A 21,261-nucleotide genomic window follows, 5' to 3' on the forward strand; every position below is an offset into this window, starting at 1 on the left:
TGACTCCGGCCCGCCAGGACGCCAATCCAGCGGCGGAGGAGACCATGGAGATCACCCGCAGACGCCTGTTGTCCGCCCTGTCGGCCGCCGGTCTGCTGACCGTGATCCCCTCGCGGCCGGCGAGCGCCGCCGAGATCGCTGCGGGCAGCGCGCGTCTCCTGGCCAACACCGTGGCGGTGTTCGCCGGGACCGCCGAGTCCAACGCCCGGCCGGAGACGGCCGCCAAGCTCGCCGCCATCGACCAGGTCGCGCGGACGAATCTGACGTTGATGGACGCCGCGGGTGCGGGCGAGCTGTTCGCCGGTCTGGTGCTCGGCACCGACGAGGCCAACCTCAACATCGCCTTCCGGCGGCTGTACGAGATCGCCCTCGCCACCCGTACACCGGGCGGCCCAGCCTCCGACCTGTACGGGAACACCGCCGTGCAGCGCCGGGTGATCGACGGCCTCGGCCGGCTGCACGAGCGCTATTACGGTGACCAGTCCAAGGGCTACTACGGCAACTGGTTCCACTGGGAGATCGGTTTCTCCCAGCACATCAGCAAGACCCTGGCGTTACTCTCCGACGAGGTGGAGGCGTACCGCCCGGACCTCGTGCGCACCTACGTCACCTCGATGGACGCCTACCTCCGCAACGGCACCGACGGGGACGTGAACCTCGACTCGCGCTTCCACACCGGCGCCAATCTCGCCGACATCACGACCAACCGGATCCTGCAGGGCGCTCTCCTCGGCGACGACATGCGCATCCGCAAGGCCCTCACCGACCAGCTGACGGTCTTCGTCACCATCGATCCGTACCACCTCAACCACGGTGTCACGGACGGCCATTACGCCGACGGATCCTTCATCCAGCACGCCTCCGTCGCCTACACCGGCTCTTACGGCAAAGCCCTGCTGACCCGTGTCGTCCAGACCCTCAAGATCCTCGACGGTACGGGCTTCGCGCACGGCGAGGAACTGGTGCCGACCGTGCGGGGCTGGGTGAAGAACGGCTTCGCGCCGCTGATCTTCGAGGGCTGGATGATGGAGATCGTCAAGGGGCGGGCGGTTTCGCGGACGGACACCGGCTACACCGATGTCGCGGTGGTCGTCGAGGCCGTCGTCGACCTCTCCTCGCTCGCGACCGGCGCCGATGCCACCGCCCTGAAGAGCTACGTCAAGCACATCCGGTCGACCTCGCGCACCGCCCTCGATCCGGCCGGCTTCGTCTCCCCGGTCAGCATCGTGCGCTACGCCGACATCATCGGCGACACCACCGTCCCGCCCGCGGACCTCAACCCCGCCTCCCGCAGCGTCGCCTTCAACGCCATGGACAGGACCGTGCACCGCAGACCGGAGTACGCCTTCGCGCTCGCCCGCAGCTCCGACCGGATCAGCAGGTACGAGTACATGAACGGCGAGAACCTCATGCCCTGGTTCCAGGGCGACGGCGCGTACTACCTCTACCTCTCCGGACAGGACCAGACCCAGGCGTACGGCGTCGACTACTTCACCACGGTCTCGCCGTACGGCCTCGCCGGTGTCACCGCGCCGGTCGAGCGGCGGCACACGATCCCCGAGCTGTACGGAAAGCCGTACTACGACAACCCCGGCCACCCGCTCAACTTCACCTCGTCGTCCGAATCGCAGAACACGTACGTCTACTTCCCGCGCTCCATCAACCGGCACTCCGGCGGCGCCGTCCTCGGGGCGTACGGCGCGGCCGGGATGGTGCAGTCCGACGACGTCGCCTTCCGCGACAAGGGCGCGGGCCTGCTGCCGGACGACTTCGTCGTCTACCGCAATGCGAGGGCGACCAAGTCGTGGTTCCTCCTCGACGAGGAGATCGTGGTGCTCGCGGCCGGGGTCGGCGACAGCGCCGGACGGGCCGTGACCACGACGGTCGACGCCCGTATCGCCGCACTGGACGATCAGGTCTCCGCCACCGGGATGCTTCGCGACGGCCGTCCCTGGCCCGGCCCGGGCATCGGTGACCTGCACTGGCTGCGCTACGCCAATGCCACGCAGCGGACCGCCATCGGCTATGTCTTCCTCGAGACCCCGCCGGTGAGGGTGGCCCTGGACAGGGTCACTCGCAGCCGCCGGGTGGTCCGTACCGCGAACCCGGACATCGCCGTGACTCGCACTGTCCTCGGCGTGACGGTCGACCAGGCTCCCGGTGCCGAACTGGCCCGCCTGGCCTACGTGTTGGTGCCGAACGCGAGCGAGGCGCGGCTGAGGTCGTACCGGGACGGGCCGCTGAAAGTCCTGGCGAACAGCCCGCGCCTGCAGGCCGTCACCCACACCGGTCTCGGCCTGACGGCCGCCAACAGCTTCACGCCCGGCCGCCACGAGGCCGTCGGGATGGGCATCCGCATCGACGGGCCCGCCTCGGTGATCGTGCGGCGCGAACGCCGCGGCCTGACCACCGTCGCCGTGTCCGACCCGACCATGCACCGGGACACGGTCAGTGTCCTGCTCCTCGGCCGGCCGCTGCGAGAGGTCACATCGGACGACGAGGTACGCGTGCGCGCGACCCACGGCGGAACCCGGCTGGACTTCGACACCCACCACGCGTACGGACGGAGCTTCACGGTCACGCTGCGCGGCTGGGCCTGATATAGGGGTACAGTTTATAGAGGTGTAGTTCTATGTTCTGCACGTCGGAGAGGTGTGGGTCGGAGAGGCATGGACAAGCCCGTCGAGATGTTCGACCGTGACTACGAATGGTCGGCGCTGACGCGGTTCATCGAAGATGAACAGCCTGGCGCGACGCTCGGGGTGGTCTCCGGACGGCGCCGACAGGGCAAGACCTTTCTGCTCGACGCGGCCTGCCGTGCCGCAGGCGGGTTCTACTTCGGGGCGACCGAGGCCACCGATGCCGAGTCCCTGCGGCGGATCAGCGCCGCGCTGACCGCGCATGTGCGCCCTGCCAGTCCGTACCACTTCTCTGACTGGGCCGAGGCCGTCGACGCGCTCCTCGCGCTGGGCACGGAGCGGCCCGTGCCTGTCGTGATCGACGAGTTCCCGTACCTCGCCAAGGCGAATCCGGAGCTCCCCTCGATCATCCAGGAGGCGCTGCGGACCCTGCGCGATCAGCGCAGCGGATCCCGTACCCGGCTGCTGCTGTGTGGCTCGGCGCTGTCGTTCATGGGCAGGCTGCTGTCCGGCAATGCCCCCCTACGAGGCCGGGCAGGGCTGGAGTTGGTCGTCCGCCCTCTTGACCACCGCCTGGCCGCCGAGTTCTGGAACATCACTGACCCGCGCCTGGCCCTGCAGGTCAACGCCATCGTGGGCGGTACACCCGCGTATCGACGCGAATTCGCCCGCGGCGACACCCCGAAGGGAGCCGACGACTTCGACGACTGGGTCGTCCGCACCGTCCTCAACCCAGAGACCCCGCTGTTCCGCGAGGCCCGCTATCTGCTCGCGGAAGAGCCCGACCTGCGGGACACCGCCCTGTACCTGTCCGTGCTGGCCGCGGTCGCCGACGGCAACGCCACCCGCGGGGGTATGGCCGGTTACCTGGAGCGCAAGGCCACCGACATCGCGCACCCCATCAACGTCCTCGAAGACGCCGGCCTGCTGCACCGGGATGCCGACGCCTTCCGCGCAAACCGCCCTACCTACCGCATCGCTGAACCGCTGATCGGCTTCTATCACGCCATCATGCGGCCGGTCTGGGATCAACTGGAACGTCCCGGCAGCGCGGCCCGGGTCTGGCAGGCCAGCCGTCGCCGCTTCACCAGCAACGTCCTCGGTCCTCATTTCGAACAGGTCTGCCGCGACTGGGCACTGCACCACGCCGACCCAGAGCTGTTCGGCGGTCTGCCCGCGCGGGTCGGACACGGCGTGGTGCACGACCCCAAGGCCCGTGTCGGACACGAAGTGGATGTCGCGGTCATCGGCATCGCCGACGGCTCCAGGCCACCGCTGCTGGCCATCGGCGAGGCCAAGTGGAACGACACCATGGGCATCGCCCACATCGAGCGACTCCAACACATCCGCGACCTCATCGCCCAGGCCGGACGCTACGACACCACCAGCACCCGACTCATGTGTCTCAGCGGAGCAGGCTTCAACGACAAGGCATACGCGGCCGCACATGCTGACCCTGGTGTCCAACTGGTCGACCTGGAGGCTCTCTACGGCATGGCATGACCCTTGCCTCGAGGACATGCACGTAATTCGGTGGCGTCGTGGTCTGGGGATCCCTAGTGTCGGTGCCGTACGAGCGGTGACCGGAGGTTGCCGCTGGTGATGACCTGGTTTGGCTTGGTTGGGGAGGTGTGAACGATGGCTGTCTTCGTGATGGGCGCTGCCCGCATCCGGAAGTTCATCAATTCCACCTCCGTGGCCACCGGCTGACATCCTCCCGGGGCCACCCTTCGAAGGGTCACCCCCTTGTCTTTCTCTTCTCGTTCTCTTTCTCCGCACCCGCTCGCGCCCTATGGCTGGGACGACGCGTGGGCTGCGGAATTCGCCCCGTATCTCGAGCGGGGACTGGTGCCCGGGCGGGTCGTCCGGGTCGATCGTGGGCAGTGCGATGTGGTCACTGCCGACGGGCTGGTGCGGGTCGACACCGAGTTCGTCACGCCGAACGATCCGCTGCGGGTCATCTGCACCGGCGACTGGGCCGCCGTCGACGCCGGCGGCGATCCCCGCTACGTACAGGCGTATCTGCCGCGCCGTACGGCCTTCGTGCGCTCGACCTCCTCGAAGCGGTCGGAAGGGCAGATCCTGGCCGCCAACGTCGACTTCGCGGTGGTCGCGGTGTCGCTGGCGGTGGAGCTTGATCTCGGGCGGATCGAGCGGTTTCTGGCGCTTGCCTGGGAGAGCGGCGGGACTGCGCAGCGGGGGAGCACGCTTAGGGGTCCTTAAGCCTGGCTGGAGCGCGCGCCCTCAACGCCGCCTATCTGCGCGACCTCTAACCTCGCCGTTTCGGTTGGTGTGATGAGGCGTCGCTGAGGGACAACTGTTGGGGGGCCGACGGGATTTCGGTGCTCGGGCAGGGCGGAGTCCCGGCGTGGTGGTCGGGTTCTCCGAGGTCCTTCGGGTCGTGGTGGCCAGGGGGTTTGCTGGTCAGCCGACCGGGCGGGGCAGTGCGGCGAGGCCATGGAACGCCGTGGCGAGTTCGTCTCTCCAGGGCCAGGTCGCCGATATCCGCAAGTGCAGGCTGCGGCTGCCGCGGGTGAAGCGGGCGACGACGTGCAGCAGCCGGTGGCTGGAATGGCGGACAGCTCTTTCGAACAGGCGGTGGAGCTGCTGCTGGAAGCTTTGGCGGCCCGAGCCCCTGCACGGTGGCGGTCCGACCGCTGAGGCCCCTCGTCAACGCGCGTCCGACAGTGCGGTGATGCCTTCATCGAAGGTGATCGGTGGCTTGAAGAGCAGGTCACGGCGGGCGGCTTCGATGCTGAACCAGTGGGGACGCACCAGCTCGGCGACGAGGAAGCGGCTGAGCGTGTGGGTGTGGGTGAGGCCGGTCAGTCGTAGGACCGTCTCGCAGGTCGTCGCGGCGGCGTGGGCCAGCGGGCGCGGGATGGCGCACCACGTGGCCCGCAGGCCGGCCGCGTGCAGGAAGCGGGCGGTGATCTCGCGCAGGGGGCGGGGATCGTCCTGGGCGATGAAGTAGGCGCGGCCCCCGATGGGCCGGCCCTCCCGGAGTCGGTCCAGGGCCAGCAGGTGGGCGTGGGCGGCGGTGTGCAGGTGGGTGGTGTCGACGAGATTCGTGCCGTCGCCGGGCATCACCATCCGGCCCGCGCGCACGGCGCGTACCAGGGCCGGCGCGAAGTGCGGGTCGCCGGGGCCCCAGATGATGTGGGGGCGCAGGGAGACGGTGGCCAGGCCGGGGCTGTCGGCGGCCAGGACGAGGGCTTCCGCGTGGGCCTTGGTGCGGGGGTAGGCGGCCAGGTACCGGCGGGGGTAGGGGCAGCGCTCGTCGGCGTTCTCCAGGCCGCCGGGCCGGAAGACGACACTTGCGGTCGAGGTGTGGACGAGGGTGCCGACCCCGTGTGCACGGCACTGGTCGATGACGTTGCGGGTGCCGAGGACGTTGGTTCTCCAGTACGGCGTGAGCGGGCCGCTGACGCCGGCGAGGGCGGCGTTGTGGATGACGGCGTCGCAGCCGCCGAGCGCACGGGAGACGGCGGCCGGATCGGCGAGGTCTCCCAGGTGTTGCCGGACGCCGAGGCTCTCCAGGGCGAGGCTCGGCCTGCGGCCGAGGGAGGCGACCGTGGTGCCGCGGGCGACGAGCCGGCGGCAGATCTCCTGCCCCAGGAAGCCGCTCCCGCCCGTGACCAGGACCCTCAACGCAGGCCTCCTGTCACGTTCTTGGCGGCGTGGGCGGCGAGCCGGGCACGGTCGATCTTGGAGTTGTGGCGGATGTCGGTCGGGAAGCGCGGGTGGAACAGCACGGTGCCGATGCGGCGGGCGTGCCGGTGGTCGCCGAGCACGGCGCGCAACGCGTCCAGGACCGCGTCCCTGCGTACGCCGCGCTCGGGCTCGACACAGAGCACCGCCCGCTGCCGTCCGGCGGGGCCGACGCCGACCAGGGCCGTGCGACGGACACCCCAGGCGGTGTCGGCCGCGGCCTCGACGTCCTCGGTGGTGAGGGTGAAGCCTTCGCCGGTGACGAGGTGGGCCTTGCGGCCGAGGTACCAGAGGCGGCCTTTGTCGTCGAGGCGTCCCAGGTCGCCGGTGCGGTGCCACAGTGTGCCGTCGGTGACCGTCTTGGCCGGGGCAGTGGCGTCGGGGCGTGCGTGATAGGCCGGGCTGACCACCGGCCCCGCGACGGCGATCTCCCCCAGGCCGGTGTCGTCCGCGTCCAGGATGCGTGCCCCGACGCCGGGCAGGGTCCGGCCCAGGCAGGTGCCCAAGTGGCCTGGGGGCGGCTGGATGCGCAGCGAGCGCAGATCGTCGGCGTCGGTGGCTGCGGCGGGCAGGCACTCGGTGGCGCCGTAGACGCTGAGGATCTCCGCCTCGGCCGGCAGCGCCTTCGCCAGGACCTCGGCGAGCCGCGGGCGCAACGGCGCGCCGAAGGACAGCACGCGGCGGACCGAGGGCAGCGTCAGGTCGTGGCGGGCGCAGTGGCCCGCGATCAGGCCGAGGACCGCCGGTGAGCCGAGGACGATGTTCGCCCGGTGGCGCAGGAGGGGGCCGACGAGGTGGCCCGGGGGCGTGCGGGCCGGGGCCAGGTGGTCGACCTGCGGGGCGACGGTCGTGAGGCCGAGCAGCGGGCCCAGTGCGGCGAACGGCAGGAAGCAGGAGAGCAGGACGTCGCCGGCCCGGGGGCGGAGCACGGCGTCCAGGGTCGTGAGCTGTCCGGCCAGGGTGGTGTAGCGGTACTCCACGCCCTTGGGCTGCCCGGTGGAGCCGGAGGTGAAGGCGATCATCGCCAGGTCCTCGGCCCGGGGTTCCGGGACGCTCGGCGCCGCGCCGCTGCCGTCTGGTACCGCCAAGGGCAGGCTCTGCCCGAGGAGTTGAGCCTGGCCGGGGAAGGCGCGGCCGGTGACCAGGGCCGTGCGGACGTGGCCGCGGCCCCAGCCGAGGGCCCGGCGCGCCACGTGTGCCATCGGCTCGCCGATGAAGACGCCGGGGGCGATCTCGTCCAGGCAGCGCCGCACCTCGGCGCGCGGCTCGATCAGCACGGGGACGGCACCGAGCGAGGTCAAGGCGTATACGGCCGCGACGAGTTGGTAGGCGTCCCGCGTCATCACCACGGCCTTGTCGCCGCGCTGTACTCCGGCGGCATGGAGGTCGTCGGCGGTGCGGCGGCAGCCGTCCAGCAGCTGTGCCGCCGTCACCTCCTGTGCGGACAGGGCGCCGACGCAGCGGACGAGTACGGTGGCCCGCGCGTGCCCGGTCAGCCGGGTCAGGCGGGTGAAGATGCTGTCGGGTGCGGCGGTCATCGCTGTCCTCGCAGGAAGTCACGGATGTGGACACCGAGTTCGTCTCCGGCGTCGTCCATCACCAGGTGGCCGGCGCGTGGGAAGCGGTGGACGACGGCGTGCGGGTGACGCCGTGTCCACTCGGCGAGGATCAGCGGTGTGAAGACCGGATCGCGCATGCCCCAGCCGATGAACATCGGCAGCTGTCCGAGGCCGTCGGCCCCGTCGGAGGGGGTGAGCAGTCGCCAGGCCGCGTCCCCGGGGCCCCGGGGGATGGCGCGCACGAATTCTACGATCGCCCGGCGGTTGTCCCGGCGGGAATGAGGCAGCAGGTAGGCGCGCCGCTCGGCGGGACTGAGCCGGTGTGTGACGCCGAGGCGGACCGCGGCCCGGGCGAAGGCGTTGGTGGCGTGGACCGCGGCGGCCACCGGCCGGTGGTCCCGGATCCAGCGCAGATAGAACGGCAGTCGGTAACCCTCGGGCCAGTGGAAGGCGATGGTGTTGAGGACCACCAGGCGGGAGACGACGCCCGGGTTGCGCAGGAGCCAGGAGACGCCGAGCGGGCCGCCCCAGTCGTGCACGACGAACGTCCAGCCCCTCGGCGGGACGCCCTCGTCGCGGACCAGGTGGCGGTAGAGGGCGTCCAGATGGTCCAGTTGGAGCATGTAACGGGCCGTCGGGTCGGACGACAGCTCCATGGGCTGGGAGAGGCCGAGGCCGGGCAGGTCCGGGGCCAGGCATCGTGCGTGCGGGGCCAGTGTGGGAAGCAGCTTACGCCAGGCGTAACTCCAGGTCGGATTGCCGTGCAGGAACAGCAGCGGTTCGCCCGAGCCGACGTCGAGATAGTGCTGGCCGGTCGCCGGCACGAGCCGCCAGTGCTTGCGAGCGGGGTAGCCGGGCAGGAGCTGTTGGAGGACGGAAGCGCGGGTGGCGGCGGGTGTGCGCCGGTTCTCGGCGGTCACCAGCGGACCAGCGCCAGGCCGAAGCTCATGCCGCTGGCCAGGCCGAGCATCGCCACGGTGTCGCCCGGCTCGATGCGGTCGGCCTCCTGCGCCTTGACCAGTTGCAGGGGCAGGGAGGCCGCGGCGCAGTTGCCGTGCTCGGCCACGGCGGGCATGCACCGGTCGGCGGGCAGGGGGAGCTTGTCGACCATCTCCTGGTAGTGAGGCATGCCGATCTGATGGAAGGCGATGAAGGCGCTGGAGCGGACCGCGTCCAACTCCCGTTCTGCTGCCTGCTGGAGGAACGGCAGGCCCTCGACCGCGGTCGTACGCAGCAGGTCACCGTTCAACCGGATGGTCAGATGCTCGTCGTCGAACGCCCGCGGGTGCATGGAGCCGCCACCACTCACGGTGCAGGCGTTCCAGGCGGTGGAGTCCGCGGCGAACCGCAGCGTGAGCACTCCGGGGTCGCTGTCCCCGGCGGGCCCGGCGGTGAGCAGCATGGCGGCGCCGGCGTCGGAGACGGTGTAGCCGGGCATGGCCCGCAGCAGGGCCTCGTGGTCGGGGACGTGCCAGCGCGTGACCATGGATCCCACCTCGCCACAGGCGATGAGTACGGTGCGGTACCGGCGGGTCGCGATGAACGCGCTGGCCACCTCCATCGCGTTGAGGACGCTGTTGCAGGCGTTCGTCACGTCGAACACTGGGCAGGTGGCGCCGAGTTTCACGGCCACGAGGTGCGAGGTCGACGGTTCGATCATGTCCTGGCTGGTGGCGGCGAACAGCAGTAGGTCCACCTCACCGATGGTCACGCCGGCGTCCGCGAGAGCCTTGCGGGCGGCCGACGCCGCGAGATCCGAGGCGCACACACCCTCCTCGCGGGTGTGCACGCCGCGCACGCCGGTGATGTCCTCGAGCAGGCCGGGCGGCGGTACGTAGGGACTTCCGGCGGCGGCGATCCCGGCCCGGATCTCCTCCATGGTCCGGTAGCGGGACGGCAGGTGGACGGCGGTTGCTGTCAAGCGGGCACGCGGGGATTCGAGCACCGCGCCACCGTAGCGGCCGGTCACGCATCGTGACCCCTAGTTCACTCGTTTGTCGGACAAAGACCACGCCAACGGGTGAAAGGGGCCTTGGCCGCCGGGCCGTCAGGGCAGTGTCCTTCCGCTCGGACCGGACAAGCAGGGGGGCAGGTCATGGCTGTGGGACAGGACGACCAGTCGGTGGCGGTGGTGGGTGTGGGCTGCCGACTGCCGGGCGGCATCACCGACCTGGACGGGTTGTGGGCAGCCCTGCGGGAGGGGCGTGACCTCGTCGGGGAGATGCCGCCGGACCGGTTCCCCAAGGACCGGTTCGTCGACCCGGGGGCGGTCCGCCCGGGCCGCAGCTACACCGCCGCCGGGGGTTTCCTCGACGACATCGCGTCCTTCGACGCCGCGTACTTCAGCATCTCGCCCAAGGAAGCGGCCCACCTCGATCCGCAGCAGCGGCTGCTGCTGGAGATGGCGGCCGAGGCGCTGGACGACGCCGCCGTCCCGGCCGAGGCGCTCGCCGGGTCCGACACCTCCGTGTACGTGGGAATCTCCGACCCGGCCTACGGCACCGTCCTGGCAATGATGGATGACCACACCAGCCCGCACACCATGCCCGGCGCCACCCTGTCCATCGCGGCGAACCGCCTGTCGTACGCCTTCGACCTGCGGGGCCCCAGCATGGCCATCGACACGGCCTGTTCCTCGTCCCTGGTGGCACTGGACCGCGCCTGCCGCACCCTGCGGGAGGGCACCAGCCGCGTGGCGCTGGCGGGCGGGGTCAACGTGCTCGCGAACCCGTACTCGTACGCCGGTTTCTCCTACGCGGGCATGCTGTCGCGGCGCGGGCGGTGCGCGACCTTCTCCGCCGACGCCGACGGCTTCGTGCGGGCCGAGGGCGGCGCGGTGCTGGTGCTGAAGCGGCTGGTGGACGCGGTGGCCGACGGCGACCGGATCCACGCCGTCCTCGCCGGCACCGGCAGCAACTCCGACGGCCGCACCACCGGCATGACACTGCCCAGTTCACAGGCCCAGGAGGCCCTGCTGCACGCGGTGTGCCAGGAGGCCGGGATCGGGCCAGACGACCTTGTCTACTTCGAGGCGCACGGCACCGGCACGCCCGTCGGCGACCCCGCCGAGGCCCGGGCCGTCGGCCAGGCCATCGGCGCGCGGCGCGACGCGGGCCCACTGCCCGTCGGCTCCGTGAAGTCCAACCTGGGCCATCTGGAGCCCGCGGCGGGCATGGCCGGCCTGCTGAAGGCGATGCTGGTGCTCCGCCACCGGACCGCGCCGGCGTCCCTGCACGCCCTGCCGCTCAACCCGGCCATCGACTTCGACGCGCTCGGTCTGGCACCCACCGTGACGCCTGTGGAGTTGCCTCGCTCGGAACGGGCCGCGGTCGGGGTGAACTCCTTCGGCTTCGGAGGCGCCAACGCCCACGCCATCGTCGTACCACCACCTCCGATGCCGGCTGAATCGACGCCCACGGACAGGCCGGTGCCGGTGGTGGTCTCCGCGCGGTCGCCCAAGGCGCTCCAGCAGTTGAGCGCGCGGATGGCCGAGCGGCTGCGCGAAGCGGCACCGGAGGAGTTCTACGACCTGGCCCGCACCTGCACGCTGCGACGCAGCGCCCACCCGCACCGCGCCGCCGTGCTGGCCGCCGATCCGCAGCAGGCAGCGGACCGGTTGGAGGGCCTGTTCACCGACGCGCCGTCGCACGGGGCCGTGACCCGCAAGGCCGGGCGGGGCGCCGTGGCGTTCGTCTACTCCGGCAACGCCTCCCAGTGGCCCGGGATGGCCGCCGGCCTGATGGCGAGTGAGGCCGTCTTCCGCGCCGCCGTCGAGGAGGCGGACGCCGCGCTGGCCCCGCATCTGGGCTGGTCCGTGGCCAAGGAGCTGGAGCGTCCCACCGCGGCACGCTGGGCGCGTACGGAGATCGCCCAGCCGGTGCTGTTCGCCGTCCAGGTGGGCCTCACCACCCTGCTGGCCGCCCAGGGGCTGAGCCCGCGTGCGGTCGCCGGGCACAGCGTCGGAGAGGTGGCCGCCGCGTACACGGCCGGAGCGCTGACCCTGGAGCAGGCGGCGCTGGTGCTCGCCCACCGGAGCCGCACCCAGGCCGCCACGGCGGGGCGTGGACGCATGGCCGCCGTCGGCCTGGCCGAGGACGCCGCCCGCGAGGAACTGGCCCGCTTCGGCGGGGCGCTGGAGATCGCAGGCATCAACAGCGACCGGGACGTCACGGTGGCCGGCGACCCCGCCGCGCTGGCCTCACTCGGTGCCGAACTGACCGCCCGCGACGTCTTCTTCCGCGAGCTGGATCTCGACTACGCCTTCCACAGCCGCGCCATGGACCCCATCGAGGAGCCCCTGTGCGCCGCCCTCGCCGCTCTGGCCCCCGTCGAGGCACGGGTGCCGTTCGTCTCCACCGTCACCGCAACCCCGCTGACCGGACGGGAACTCGACGCGGCGTACTGGTGGCGCAACGTGCGCGAGCCGGTCCGATTCGCCGAGGCCATGGGCCACCTCGCGGAAGAGGGCATCGGCATCGTCGTGGAGATCGGCCCGCACCCGGTCCTGCGCCCCTACCTGCGCCGCACCGGCCTGGCGTACGTGCCGACGCTGCACCGGGACGGGGACGGGCCGCGCGAGGCCACGGCCGCTGTCGCCGCCCTGCTCGCGGCCGGTGCCGAGGTGGACTGGAAGGCGCACTTCCCGCACCCCGGCCGGGTCGCGGACCTGCCCGCCTACCCCTGGCAGCGCGACCGGCACTGGCACGGCACCCCGCAGGATCTCGTCGTGCACACCAGCGGTTCCGGAGTGCTGGACCACCCCCTGCTCGGCGAACGCCTGCCCGCACCCCACCCTCTGTGGCACGGCATCGTCGAGCCACAGCTCGTGCCCTGGCTGGGCGACCACCGGATCGGCGGCAGCGTCCTGATGCCCGCCGCCGCGTACGCGGACATGGCCCTGACGGCCGGGCAGCGGGCGCTGGGCCGCCCGGTGGAGGTGCGGCACCTGGACCTGTCCCGCCCGTTCTCGATGGAGTGGCCGGACCCGGCCGGAGCCGCGCTGCAGACCGCCGTGGTCCCGTCGGACGGCACACTGACCATCAGCACACGGGACACGCGTGGGGCCGAGATCCAGCCGATCGTCCGCGCCCAGGTGCGCACCCGGCTGAGCACGGCCCCCGGTCCGCTGGACATCGCCGCGGTCAAGGCCCGCTGCTCCCGCACCCTCACCGGCCCGGACTTCTACGAGCAATGCCACCGCCTCGGGTTGCAGCTCGGTCCGGCGTTCCAGGTCTTGCGGAGCCTGGACGTTGGCGAGGGCGAACTGCTCGCGTGGTATCGGCTCGAGCACCCGTCCGACGCCCACACGGTCCACCCCCTGCTGCTGGACGCCCCCTTGCAGGCCACCGTCGCCCTGGCCGACCAGTCGACCCGAGAAGCCGCCGGCTACCTGCCCTCGGCCTTCGGAACGGTACGCGCGTGGCGCACCCCGGCGTCGGAGGGTGTCGTCCACCTGCGGCGCCGCAGTCGCAGCGCCAACGAGATCTGCTGGGACATCACGTACGCGGACCTCGACGGCACCGTCACCGTCGAGATCGAGAAGTGCCGCACCCGGCGCGTCCGCCTCACCGACCACGCCCCGCTGACCGTCCAGCGCACCGTCCTGCGCGCGGCCCCGCACCCCGCGATGCCTGCCCCGCCGTCCCCGCTGCCCGCACCGGCCGAGGTGGCGGACGCCGCCCGGGCGCGCATCACCGCCGCCCGCTCCGAACTGGACTACAGCGGTCACGCACGGTTCACGGCCGTCGCCGAACGAGCCGGCGCGCACTGCTGGGCCGCCGCCCTGCGCGGCCTGCTGCCCCACCCGGGCGAGCCCTTCACCATGCCCGACCTGGTCGGTCGGGGCCTCGTACCGCGGCACCGCAGGCTGGTGCGTCTGATGCTGCCCCTGCTGGCCGAGCAGCAACTGGCCGAGGCCGACGGGGAGGTCTGGCGGCTGCTCGACGTCACCGCAAGCCCAAAGACGGCTCTGCGGACCTTGCTGGAGGACCATCCCCGCTTCGGCCCGGCAGCGGTGCTGATGAACAGTCAGCTACGGCAGCTGCCCGAGGTGCTGCGCGGCACCGTCGACCCGCGCGACCTGCTGCCCGTCGGCGAGAGCTTCCTCGAACAGTGGCAGGAGACCGCGCCCGCTCACCGCTTCACCCACCGGGTGGTGCAGGCGCTGCTCGACCGGATCGTCCGCGACTGGCCCGGCGACCGCCCGCTGCGCGTCCTCGAAGTGGGCGCGACCACCACGGTCCTGACCGCCGCCGCGCTCCCGTTGCTCCCGCCCGACCGCACCCACTACACCTGCACGGCCCCTTCCGACGCCTCCTTCGCCTACGCCCGGCACCGCTTCGCCGCCTGCCACTTCATCGACTACCGCACCCTCGACCTGGACGCCGACCCTGCCGTCCAGGGCTTCTGGCCGGGCGGCTTCGATCTGGTCCTCGCCGGCGACGCCCTGCACGCCACGGCCGACCTGGCCGCCGCGCTGGGACACGTACGATCGCTCCTCGCCCCGGGCGGCCACCTGCTGGCCACCGAGCGGCACGACGATCGGCTCGACGCCCTGCTGCTGGGCGGCCTGGAGTCTCTGTGGAAACGCAGTGACCGGGCCCTGCGTCCGACCACACGGCTGTTGCCCCGCGACGAGTGGACGCCACTGCTGGAGCGGTGCGGCTTCACCAGTCCTTGGCAGACGGGGTCCGACGACCACTCGGTTCTGGTCGCCGCCGCGCCCGGGGATGCGGCGGACACGCCCGCCCTTCCCCCGCCACCGCCGGACGCGGTCTGGCTCGTCGCCACGGAGACCGACGCCGAGACCCCGACCGCCCGGGAGCTGGCCGAACTGCTGGGCCCGGCGACGGTCCTGCCCGCCGCCACCGACGCTGAGGCATGGACGGCAGCACTGACCGCCGAGGCCGCGCCGCGCATCGTCCTGCTCCTGGCCGAGCCCGACCCGGAGCAGCTCGTCGCCCGGACCACGTACCGCGCGACCGTCCTGCGCACTCTCGCCGCCGCCTGCCGGACTCTGCCTAAGGACCGGGGCCCACAGGTGTGGCTGGTGACACGCCCCACCGGCCTGTTCCCCGCCCCGGAACGCCCCATGCACCCCGAGGACGCGGCCGTCTGGGGCGCCGCTCGCACCCTGGCCAACGAACAGCCCGACCTGGGACTGCGGCGCATCTCCCTCGACCGCACAGCGGACCCGGCCGCCGACGCCCGCCGGCTGGCCGCCGAGCTGCTCACCGCGGGCCGTACTCCGGACGAGAACGCGGGCGCCGTCGAGGATGAGGTCGTCCTCACACCGGCCGGCCGCTTCACCCCCCTGCACGTCGAGCACCCGGCCGACGAGCCACCCGCCGTCCCCACCGGCGTGCCCTTCATCCTCGACGCCCGCGACCCCGGCCCCGCCCGGCGCCTGGTCTGGCGGGAGACACCTCTCCCGCAGCCCGGACCCGGTGAAGTCGCCGTCGAGATGCGCGCGGTGGCGCTGAACTACCGCGACCCCATGCGCGCCAACGGCCTGTTGCCGCCCGAAGCCGTGGAGGACAGCCCCCTCAGCCGCGGACTGGGCACGGACGGTGCCGGCATCGTCCGTGCCGTCGGACCCGGAGTGCGTGACTTCACGGTCGGTGACCGGGTCTGCGGCCTCATTCCCGCGGCCCTCGCCTCCCACGGTGTCGCCCACGACAACGGCCTGATCAGGATCCCCGACGGCATGAGCTACGCCGCGGCGGCGACTTTCCCCGTCGCCTTTCTGACAGTCCACCACGCCTTGGTCGACCAGGCGCGCGTGGCTTCCGGCGAGACGGTGCTCGTGCACGGCGGCGCCGGCGCGGTGGGCCTGGCCGCCCTGCAGTGTGCCCACGCACGGGGCGCCCGCGTCATCGCCACCGCCGGAACCGAGACCAAACGGAACCTGCTGCGCAGTCTCGGCGCCTGGCATGTACTCGACTCACGCAGCCTGGACTTCGTACCGCGGGTCCGAGAACTCACCGAAGGCCGGGGCGTCGACGTCGTCGTCAACTCCCTCAGCGGCGAGGCGATCGCCCACGGACTGGACCTGCTGCGCCCCAACGGCCGCTTCATCGAACTGGGCAAACGCGACATCTTCCTCAACAACCCGCTGTCGTTGCGTCCCTTCGACCGCAGCCTGACGTTCATCGGCTTCAACCTCGACCATGTGGTGCTGGACCGGGGCCGCGGCCCCCGCCTTTTCGCCGATGTCGTGTCTCTCATCGAGCGCGGCGTGTACCGGCCGCTGCCGCACACCGTCTACCCGGCCGCCCGGGTGGAGGAGGCCTTCAAGGTTCTCCAGCACTCCCGGCACATCGGCAAGGTCGTCGTCTCGCTCGGCGAAGCCGACGCCCACGACCGGATCGATGCCCGCGGCCGAAGCGAGGTTGACGAGAACCCGCTGGACGAACCCGTCACCGTCCAGCCCGCACCCCACGTCCGCGCACTGGACGCCGACGGCACCTACCTGGTGACCGGCGGGCTGAGCGGCTTCGGTGCCGCCACCGCACGGTGGCTGGCCGACCACGGGGCCCGGCACCTGGCGCTGGTCTCCCGCCGCGGCCAGGCCACTCCCGAGGCGCCGGCCCTCCTGGAGGACCTGGCCCGGCGCGGCGTGCGCGCCACCGCCTACGCCGCCGACGTCACAGACGAGGCGGCGCTGCGCCGGGTCATCGACGCGGTCGACGCCACCGGGCACCGGCTGCGCGGCGTTGTACACGCCGCGATGCACCTCGACGACGCACCCCTGGCGGAACTCACCGACGACCGGTTCACCGCCGTCCTCGCCCCCAAGGCCGACGGCGCGGTCCAGCTGCACCGCCTCACCGCGGACCACGACCTGGACCTGTTCCTCACCTACTCCTCGATCGCCACCGCCGTCGGCAACGTCGGCCAGGCCCCCTACGCGGCCGGCAACGCCTATCTGGAGGCGCAGGCGCGCGCCCGCCACGCCCAGGGACGCCCGGCCACAGTGCTCGCCTTCGGCCCGATCGGCGAGACCGGCTACGTCGCCCGCCACGCCATCGGCGATGCCATGGCCGAGCGGGGCTTCCAGCCCCTCACCGTTGCCGAGGCCCTCGCCACCGCAGGCGGCCTCCTCCAGCCGGGCACCGACGTGGCGGGCATCGGCCGCTACCGCTGGAGCCGCGCCCGCCGACTGCTGCCCGCCCTGGCCACCGCTCGTTTCACCGGCCTTGTGCCGGCCGACTCCGCCCCCAGCCCGGAAGGCCGCGCGGAGCTGCGGCGCGAACTGGCCGCCATGACACCCGACGACGCCCGGGCCGCGATCACCCAGACCCTGACCCGGCTGCTCGCCGACGTTCTGCACAGCGATCCCGAGGAGCTGGACCCGGCGCGGCCCGTGACCGACTTCGGCCTCGACTCGCTGCTGAGCACCGAGTTCATGGTGCGCGCCGGTGAACACTTCGACGTCCGCCTGGCGGCCGCCGAGCTGATGAGCAGCGACCGCACCCTGACCCACTTCGCGCAGCTGGTGCACACCAGGCTGGACCTCACGTAGGAACGGCGCCAGGGACAGGGCGAAGGCCGTCTCCTCAGGGGTGAGGAGACGGCCCCGGTCCGCGCCGAAGCCGGCGTTCAGAGCACCTCGGCCCGCCCAGGGGTGTCGTCGAGGAAGCCGCCCGACTGGTGTGCCCACAGCTTCGCGTAGGCACCGTCGATCGCGAGCAACCACTGTGGCAGGCCCACGCGCTCGAGGTTCTGCGCATCCGGTGACCTCTGCTCAGAAAAAGACCAGCTCAGCCCCATGCCCCTCTGACCATGAATCAGCGCCAGAACCCGCCCCTGAGTTCCGATGCCCGTACGGCTCGTGGGTCGCCCCCGCGAGCCGCAACGGGCACACGATCACTGCCTTGGACCTTTCGGCCCGTGCATGACGGGACCCGGGCAAGGGAGCAGGCAATTCGGTGGCACCCGAGTGCGTGCCCCTCTGGAGTGAGGACCGCTACTCGCGGCGGCCGTTGGCTGTCGCTATCGGCTGAGTGAGGAACGGGAGGTGTGACCGATGGCTGTCTCTGTGACGGGTGTTGCCCGTAACCAGAAGATCATCCACTCCACCTCCGTGGCCTCCGGCTGACCTTTCTCACAGCGCACACTTGCGCGGGGCCGGGGCCGCCCTTGTGAAGGGTTCCCCTTGAATCTCTCTTCTCGTTCGACTTCTTCGTCTTCGTCACACCCTCTCGCCGTGTACGGCTGGGACGAGGGCTGGGAGTTGGAGTTCTCTCCGTACGCCGAGCAGGGTCTTCTGCCCGGTCGTGTCGTCCGGGTCGATCGCGGCCAGTGCGACCTCGTCACCCCGGTCGGTACCGTCCGCGCCGACACCGAGTTCGTCGTTCCCCGTGACCCGATGAAGGTCGTGTGCACGGGAGACTGGGTCGCCGTCGACCCCGACGGCAGCGATCCGCGGTATGTGCGGACGCTGTTGCCCCGCCGTACCGCCTTTGTGCGCTCGACGTCGTCCAAGCGTTCCGAGGGCCAGGTGCTGGCCACTAACATCGATCACGTCGTCATCTGTGTGTCGCTCGCGGTCGAACTCGACCTCGCGCGGATCGAGCGGTTCCTGGCGCTGGCCATGTCCGGTTCGGAGGGCGAGGCACTGCTGCATAAGTCGGCACTCTCCTGGGAGAGCGGCGGGACTGCGCAGCGGTGAAGCGCGCTTGGGAAGCATGCGTGGTCTGGTTGCCGTGCTGGGACCGCGGTGGACGTCCGTGATGTTGATCGGCGATGGGCGTGAACCGGACCACCGGGATCAATCGCCTGACGGAGCGGGACGTGGGTGGGTTTCGTATATGCGGACGGTGACGATCAGCCCGGAGGCAGCCGTGAGGGCGGCTACGGCCCAGATGGCGGTGGTGAGGCCGTATGCGGCGGCGAGGATTCCGGCGAGGAGGGGCGCCTACGGCGAAGCCGCCGTCGCCCACGGGCGGTAGACGCCGACGGGGCCCGGGGCACCGGACGGACGGGCCGATCCGTAGCGCAGGGCGATCGCCGGGATGGTGGTGCACTGCGAGGATCGGAAAGCCGTCAGAAGGTGGACAGGGTGCGTCCTCCTCTGCGCAGCGGAAGATCGCCGAAGGCGGCGTCGTTGGGAGTGAGCTCAGTCGTTCCCGCGCTCTTGTACTCGTGGATGAGGATGGAGCGGTGGCGCCCCGTCATATTGGTGCTGGCGCGATGAGCGGTGAGGGAGTGCAGGAAGAGAACTGTCCCGGGACGCGCCTGGACCGGTACGACCTCGTGCTCCCCGGGATCGTGCTCGCGGTGGAGGTGGCTGCCCGGCCAGACGAGCGTCGCCCCGGACTTGGCGTCCATGTCGTCGAGGTAGATCAGTGCTGTGACCAGCTCGGGGCGGGTGTGCTGGTCGGTGTCAAGGTCGCGGTGCCAGCCCTCTTCGGCCTTCAGTCCGGTAGGGCGCAGACGGGCGAAACCCATGTGAAAGTTGATGTCGGGGCCCAGCAGCTCACCGACGACGTCGAGGATCCGCTCGTCGTGGATCAGCGCGTACCAGTTGTCTCCGGCGAGCGGAGTGTTCACGATTTTCCAGACCGCGTACGGGTTGTAGGGGTCGAGGCGCGATAGTGGTTTGTCGAAGGCGGCGTGGATGTGCAGGCGGGGATGCTCGGCGACCGGGGGGTCGATGAGGCCGGAGAGCATCTTCTTCATCTCCGCCACTTCTTCCTCGGAGAAGATGTCCTCGATGAGATATCCGTCGCGTTCGAAGGCGGTGAGTCTGTTCACTGCGAGGCTCCTCAAGAACCGGTGCTGGCGTAGCGGTTGACTCCCTGGCGCCACAGGAAAACTGCCAGGAGGAACACCAGGGGCCCTGCCAGGGGAAGTCCCCAGACGAAGGGTGAGTCGGTCTTGCCGAGGATGTAGAGGCAGGGGTAGTAGCCGACGAAAGCGAACGGGATGACGCTCGAGAACAGCGTCATCAGCCACTTCGGATAAAAACTCATCGGCAGCTGAGCGAAGCTGTCCAGGCGCCAGATGAGCATGCTCAGCATCGCGTCCTGCCGCAGCCAGAAGGACAGCGCCGTCACGGCCAGGTGCATGGCTGCGAAGACGAGGGCCGCGCTCATCAGAGCAAGCGGAATGAAGACCAGGACCGGCCCGGAGACGTCTGTTCCACTGACGTGCAGGGCAGTACCCAGCATGCCGGCGCCGATGACGATTTCGATCCATACGTCCGTGTCGACCTTCGAGAACAGGATCAGTACCAGCGGGCTGACCGGACGCACCAGATAGTGATCGAGTTCGCCGCTGCGCACCATGTCTGGGATGTCGAGCGTGCCGTAGAAAACGGTGTTCCACAGAGCGCGGGCCATCACCGTGAATCCGGTCAGGACCGCCCACTGGCTGAGGGTCCAGCCGTGGATGCCTCCCGACGCGGAGAGGGCGAGCATGAACACCGCAGTGCCGGAGACGGCCTGGACCAGTGCTCCGAAGTTCGCGAGCAGGACTTCACCGGGGTGTACCAGATGGCTGCGGAAATTCATCCGGGTGGCGAGTAGCGCGATTCCCGCGGACTTCCTCATCTCCCTCAGGGGATTAGCCACCGGCGATCACCAGCTTCCGCAGCGCGGTGCGTGTGGCGAGCACACTCGCCAGGGTCAGTAGGGCGGCCCAGACGACCCCGGCGACCAGGAGACGGCCGTCCACGAAGGGGTCGCGTACGAGTGTGCCGAGTGGGGTGTAGAAGCCGTGCACGAACGGCGCCCATAGCACGGCGTCGCGCAGCGCCTCCGGGTAGAGGGAGATGGGCATCATCGAGCCGCCGATCAGGAGCAGGAGTGCCTCCTGTACTTCGTTCAGGCCGTCGACGCGGCGGATGAAGAACGCGGACAAACCGATCAGGTAGCTGAAATTGAAGAGGACGACGAAGGCCACGGCGGTGGTCAGCGCCAGCCGTCCGGCGTAGGCGAGGTCGAGGGAGAAGGGGTACAGCAGCACTCCGCCGGCGAGAACAGCGGGCATTCCGACGAGAACGGTGATGCCGAGCGATCGTCCGAGAGCGGTGGAGAACCACTGGGGCAGGAACCCGGTCGGCAGCAGCAGTTCGGTGACGATGCGTCCGTCCCTGATTTTCCTCTCCAGTTGGCGCGCCAGCGTGAGGCCCGGAAGACAGAGCACCCAGATGGTTCCGGCTGCCGCGTACACCAAGGTCTGCTGGAGAGTCAGCCAGCCAGCCCGGGCGGAAGTGTTGCCGTTGGCGTAGACGGCGGTCCACAGGGCCGCCTGGAGGCCGATCAGGAGGAGTGCGCCGACGCCCTGTGCGAATGCTCTGGTCCGGTAGTGGAAGGCGAGCTTGATCTGCATGGTGACGATGGCCAGGT

10 protein-coding genes and 2 pseudogenes are annotated in these 21,261 nt (G+C 70.9%); 5 read left to right on the forward strand and 7 right to left on the reverse strand.

Translation table 11 applies throughout. The features are described 5' to 3' along the window. The first annotated feature begins 44 nt into the window (after positions 1 to 44). The 3 genes and pseudogenes from ACYVO6_RS16905 to ACYVO6_RS16915 all read left to right on the forward strand — a co-directional run. Entirely contained in the window at positions 45 to 2,600 is a 2,556-nt protein-coding gene (locus ACYVO6_RS16905) for a polysaccharide lyase family 8 super-sandwich domain-containing protein (RefSeq protein WP_461062325.1), read from the forward strand. Between the two features lie 69 nt (positions 2,601 to 2,669). Next, complete coding sequence (locus ACYVO6_RS16910; protein WP_461062057.1) at positions 2,670 to 4,142, forward strand: AAA family ATPase; 1,473 nt, start codon at positions 2,670 to 2,672, stop codon at positions 4,140 to 4,142. A 243-nt stretch (positions 4,143 to 4,385) separates the two neighbouring features. Beyond that, a pseudogene (locus ACYVO6_RS16915) lies at positions 4,386 to 4,823 on the forward strand (ribosome small subunit-dependent GTPase A); the annotation flags it as partial. Between the two features lie 486 nt (positions 4,824 to 5,309). Here ACYVO6_RS16915 and ACYVO6_RS16920 read toward each other — a convergent pair. Genes ACYVO6_RS16920 through ACYVO6_RS16935 form a run of 4 tightly spaced genes read right to left on the reverse strand, consistent with a single transcriptional unit; the run spans position 5,310 to position 9,854 of the window. Then, entirely contained in the window at positions 5,310 to 6,290 is a 981-nt protein-coding gene (locus tag ACYVO6_RS16920; RefSeq protein ID WP_461062059.1) for an NAD-dependent epimerase/dehydratase family protein, read from the reverse strand. Beyond that, on the reverse strand, positions 6,287 to 7,888 hold the full coding sequence (locus ACYVO6_RS16925; protein ID WP_461062061.1) for an AMP-binding protein: 1,602 nt from the start codon (positions 7,886 to 7,888) through the stop codon (positions 6,287 to 6,289). The genes ACYVO6_RS16920 and ACYVO6_RS16925 overlap by 4 nt, the downstream gene beginning before the upstream one ends. Next, the gene (locus tag ACYVO6_RS16930; protein ID WP_461062063.1) at positions 7,885 to 8,829 is read right to left on the reverse strand and encodes an alpha/beta fold hydrolase; all 945 of its coding nucleotides are present in this window, start codon (positions 8,827 to 8,829) and stop codon (positions 7,885 to 7,887) included. The genes ACYVO6_RS16925 and ACYVO6_RS16930 overlap by 4 nt, the downstream gene beginning before the upstream one ends. Further along, positions 8,826 to 9,854 carry a 3-oxoacyl-ACP synthase III family protein gene (locus ACYVO6_RS16935; RefSeq protein WP_461062065.1) on the reverse strand — a complete coding sequence of 343 codons (1,029 nt, stop codon included), beginning with the start codon at positions 9,852 to 9,854 and terminating at the stop codon, positions 8,826 to 8,828. The genes ACYVO6_RS16930 and ACYVO6_RS16935 overlap by 4 nt, the downstream gene beginning before the upstream one ends. Before the next feature lie 150 nt (positions 9,855 to 10,004). On the opposite strand from ACYVO6_RS16935, the gene ACYVO6_RS16940 reads away from it, so the two are divergent. Together ACYVO6_RS16940 and ACYVO6_RS16945 are read left to right on the forward strand one after the other, a co-directional pair. After that, the gene (locus ACYVO6_RS16940) at positions 10,005 to 17,432 is read left to right on the forward strand and encodes an SDR family NAD(P)-dependent oxidoreductase (RefSeq protein WP_461062067.1); all 7,428 of its coding nucleotides are present in this window, start codon (positions 10,005 to 10,007) and stop codon (positions 17,430 to 17,432) included. A gap of 633 nt (positions 17,433 to 18,065) precedes the next feature. Continuing rightward, positions 18,066 to 18,533, forward strand: a pseudogene (locus tag ACYVO6_RS16945) (ribosome small subunit-dependent GTPase A); the annotation flags it as partial. 422 nt (positions 18,534 to 18,955) lie between these two features. Here ACYVO6_RS16945 and ACYVO6_RS16950 read toward each other — a convergent pair. Genes ACYVO6_RS16950 through ACYVO6_RS16960 form a run of 3 tightly spaced genes read right to left on the reverse strand, consistent with a single transcriptional unit; the run spans position 18,956 to position 21,244 of the window. Further along, entirely contained in the window at positions 18,956 to 19,666 is a 711-nt protein-coding gene (locus ACYVO6_RS16950) for a phytanoyl-CoA dioxygenase family protein (protein ID WP_461062069.1), read from the reverse strand. 11 nt (positions 19,667 to 19,677) lie between these two features. After that, on the reverse strand, positions 19,678 to 20,463 hold the full coding sequence (locus tag ACYVO6_RS16955; RefSeq protein ID WP_461062071.1) for an ABC transporter permease: 786 nt from the start codon (positions 20,461 to 20,463) through the stop codon (positions 19,678 to 19,680). Between the two features lie 13 nt (positions 20,464 to 20,476). Continuing rightward, a complete protein-coding gene (locus tag ACYVO6_RS16960) occupies positions 20,477 to 21,244 on the reverse strand; it encodes a hypothetical protein (protein WP_461062073.1) in 768 nt (255 codons plus the stop codon). Positions 21,245 to 21,261 lie beyond the last annotated feature (17 nt).

The sequence above is a fragment of the Streptomyces pseudoechinosporeus genome (assembly GCF_054783935.1).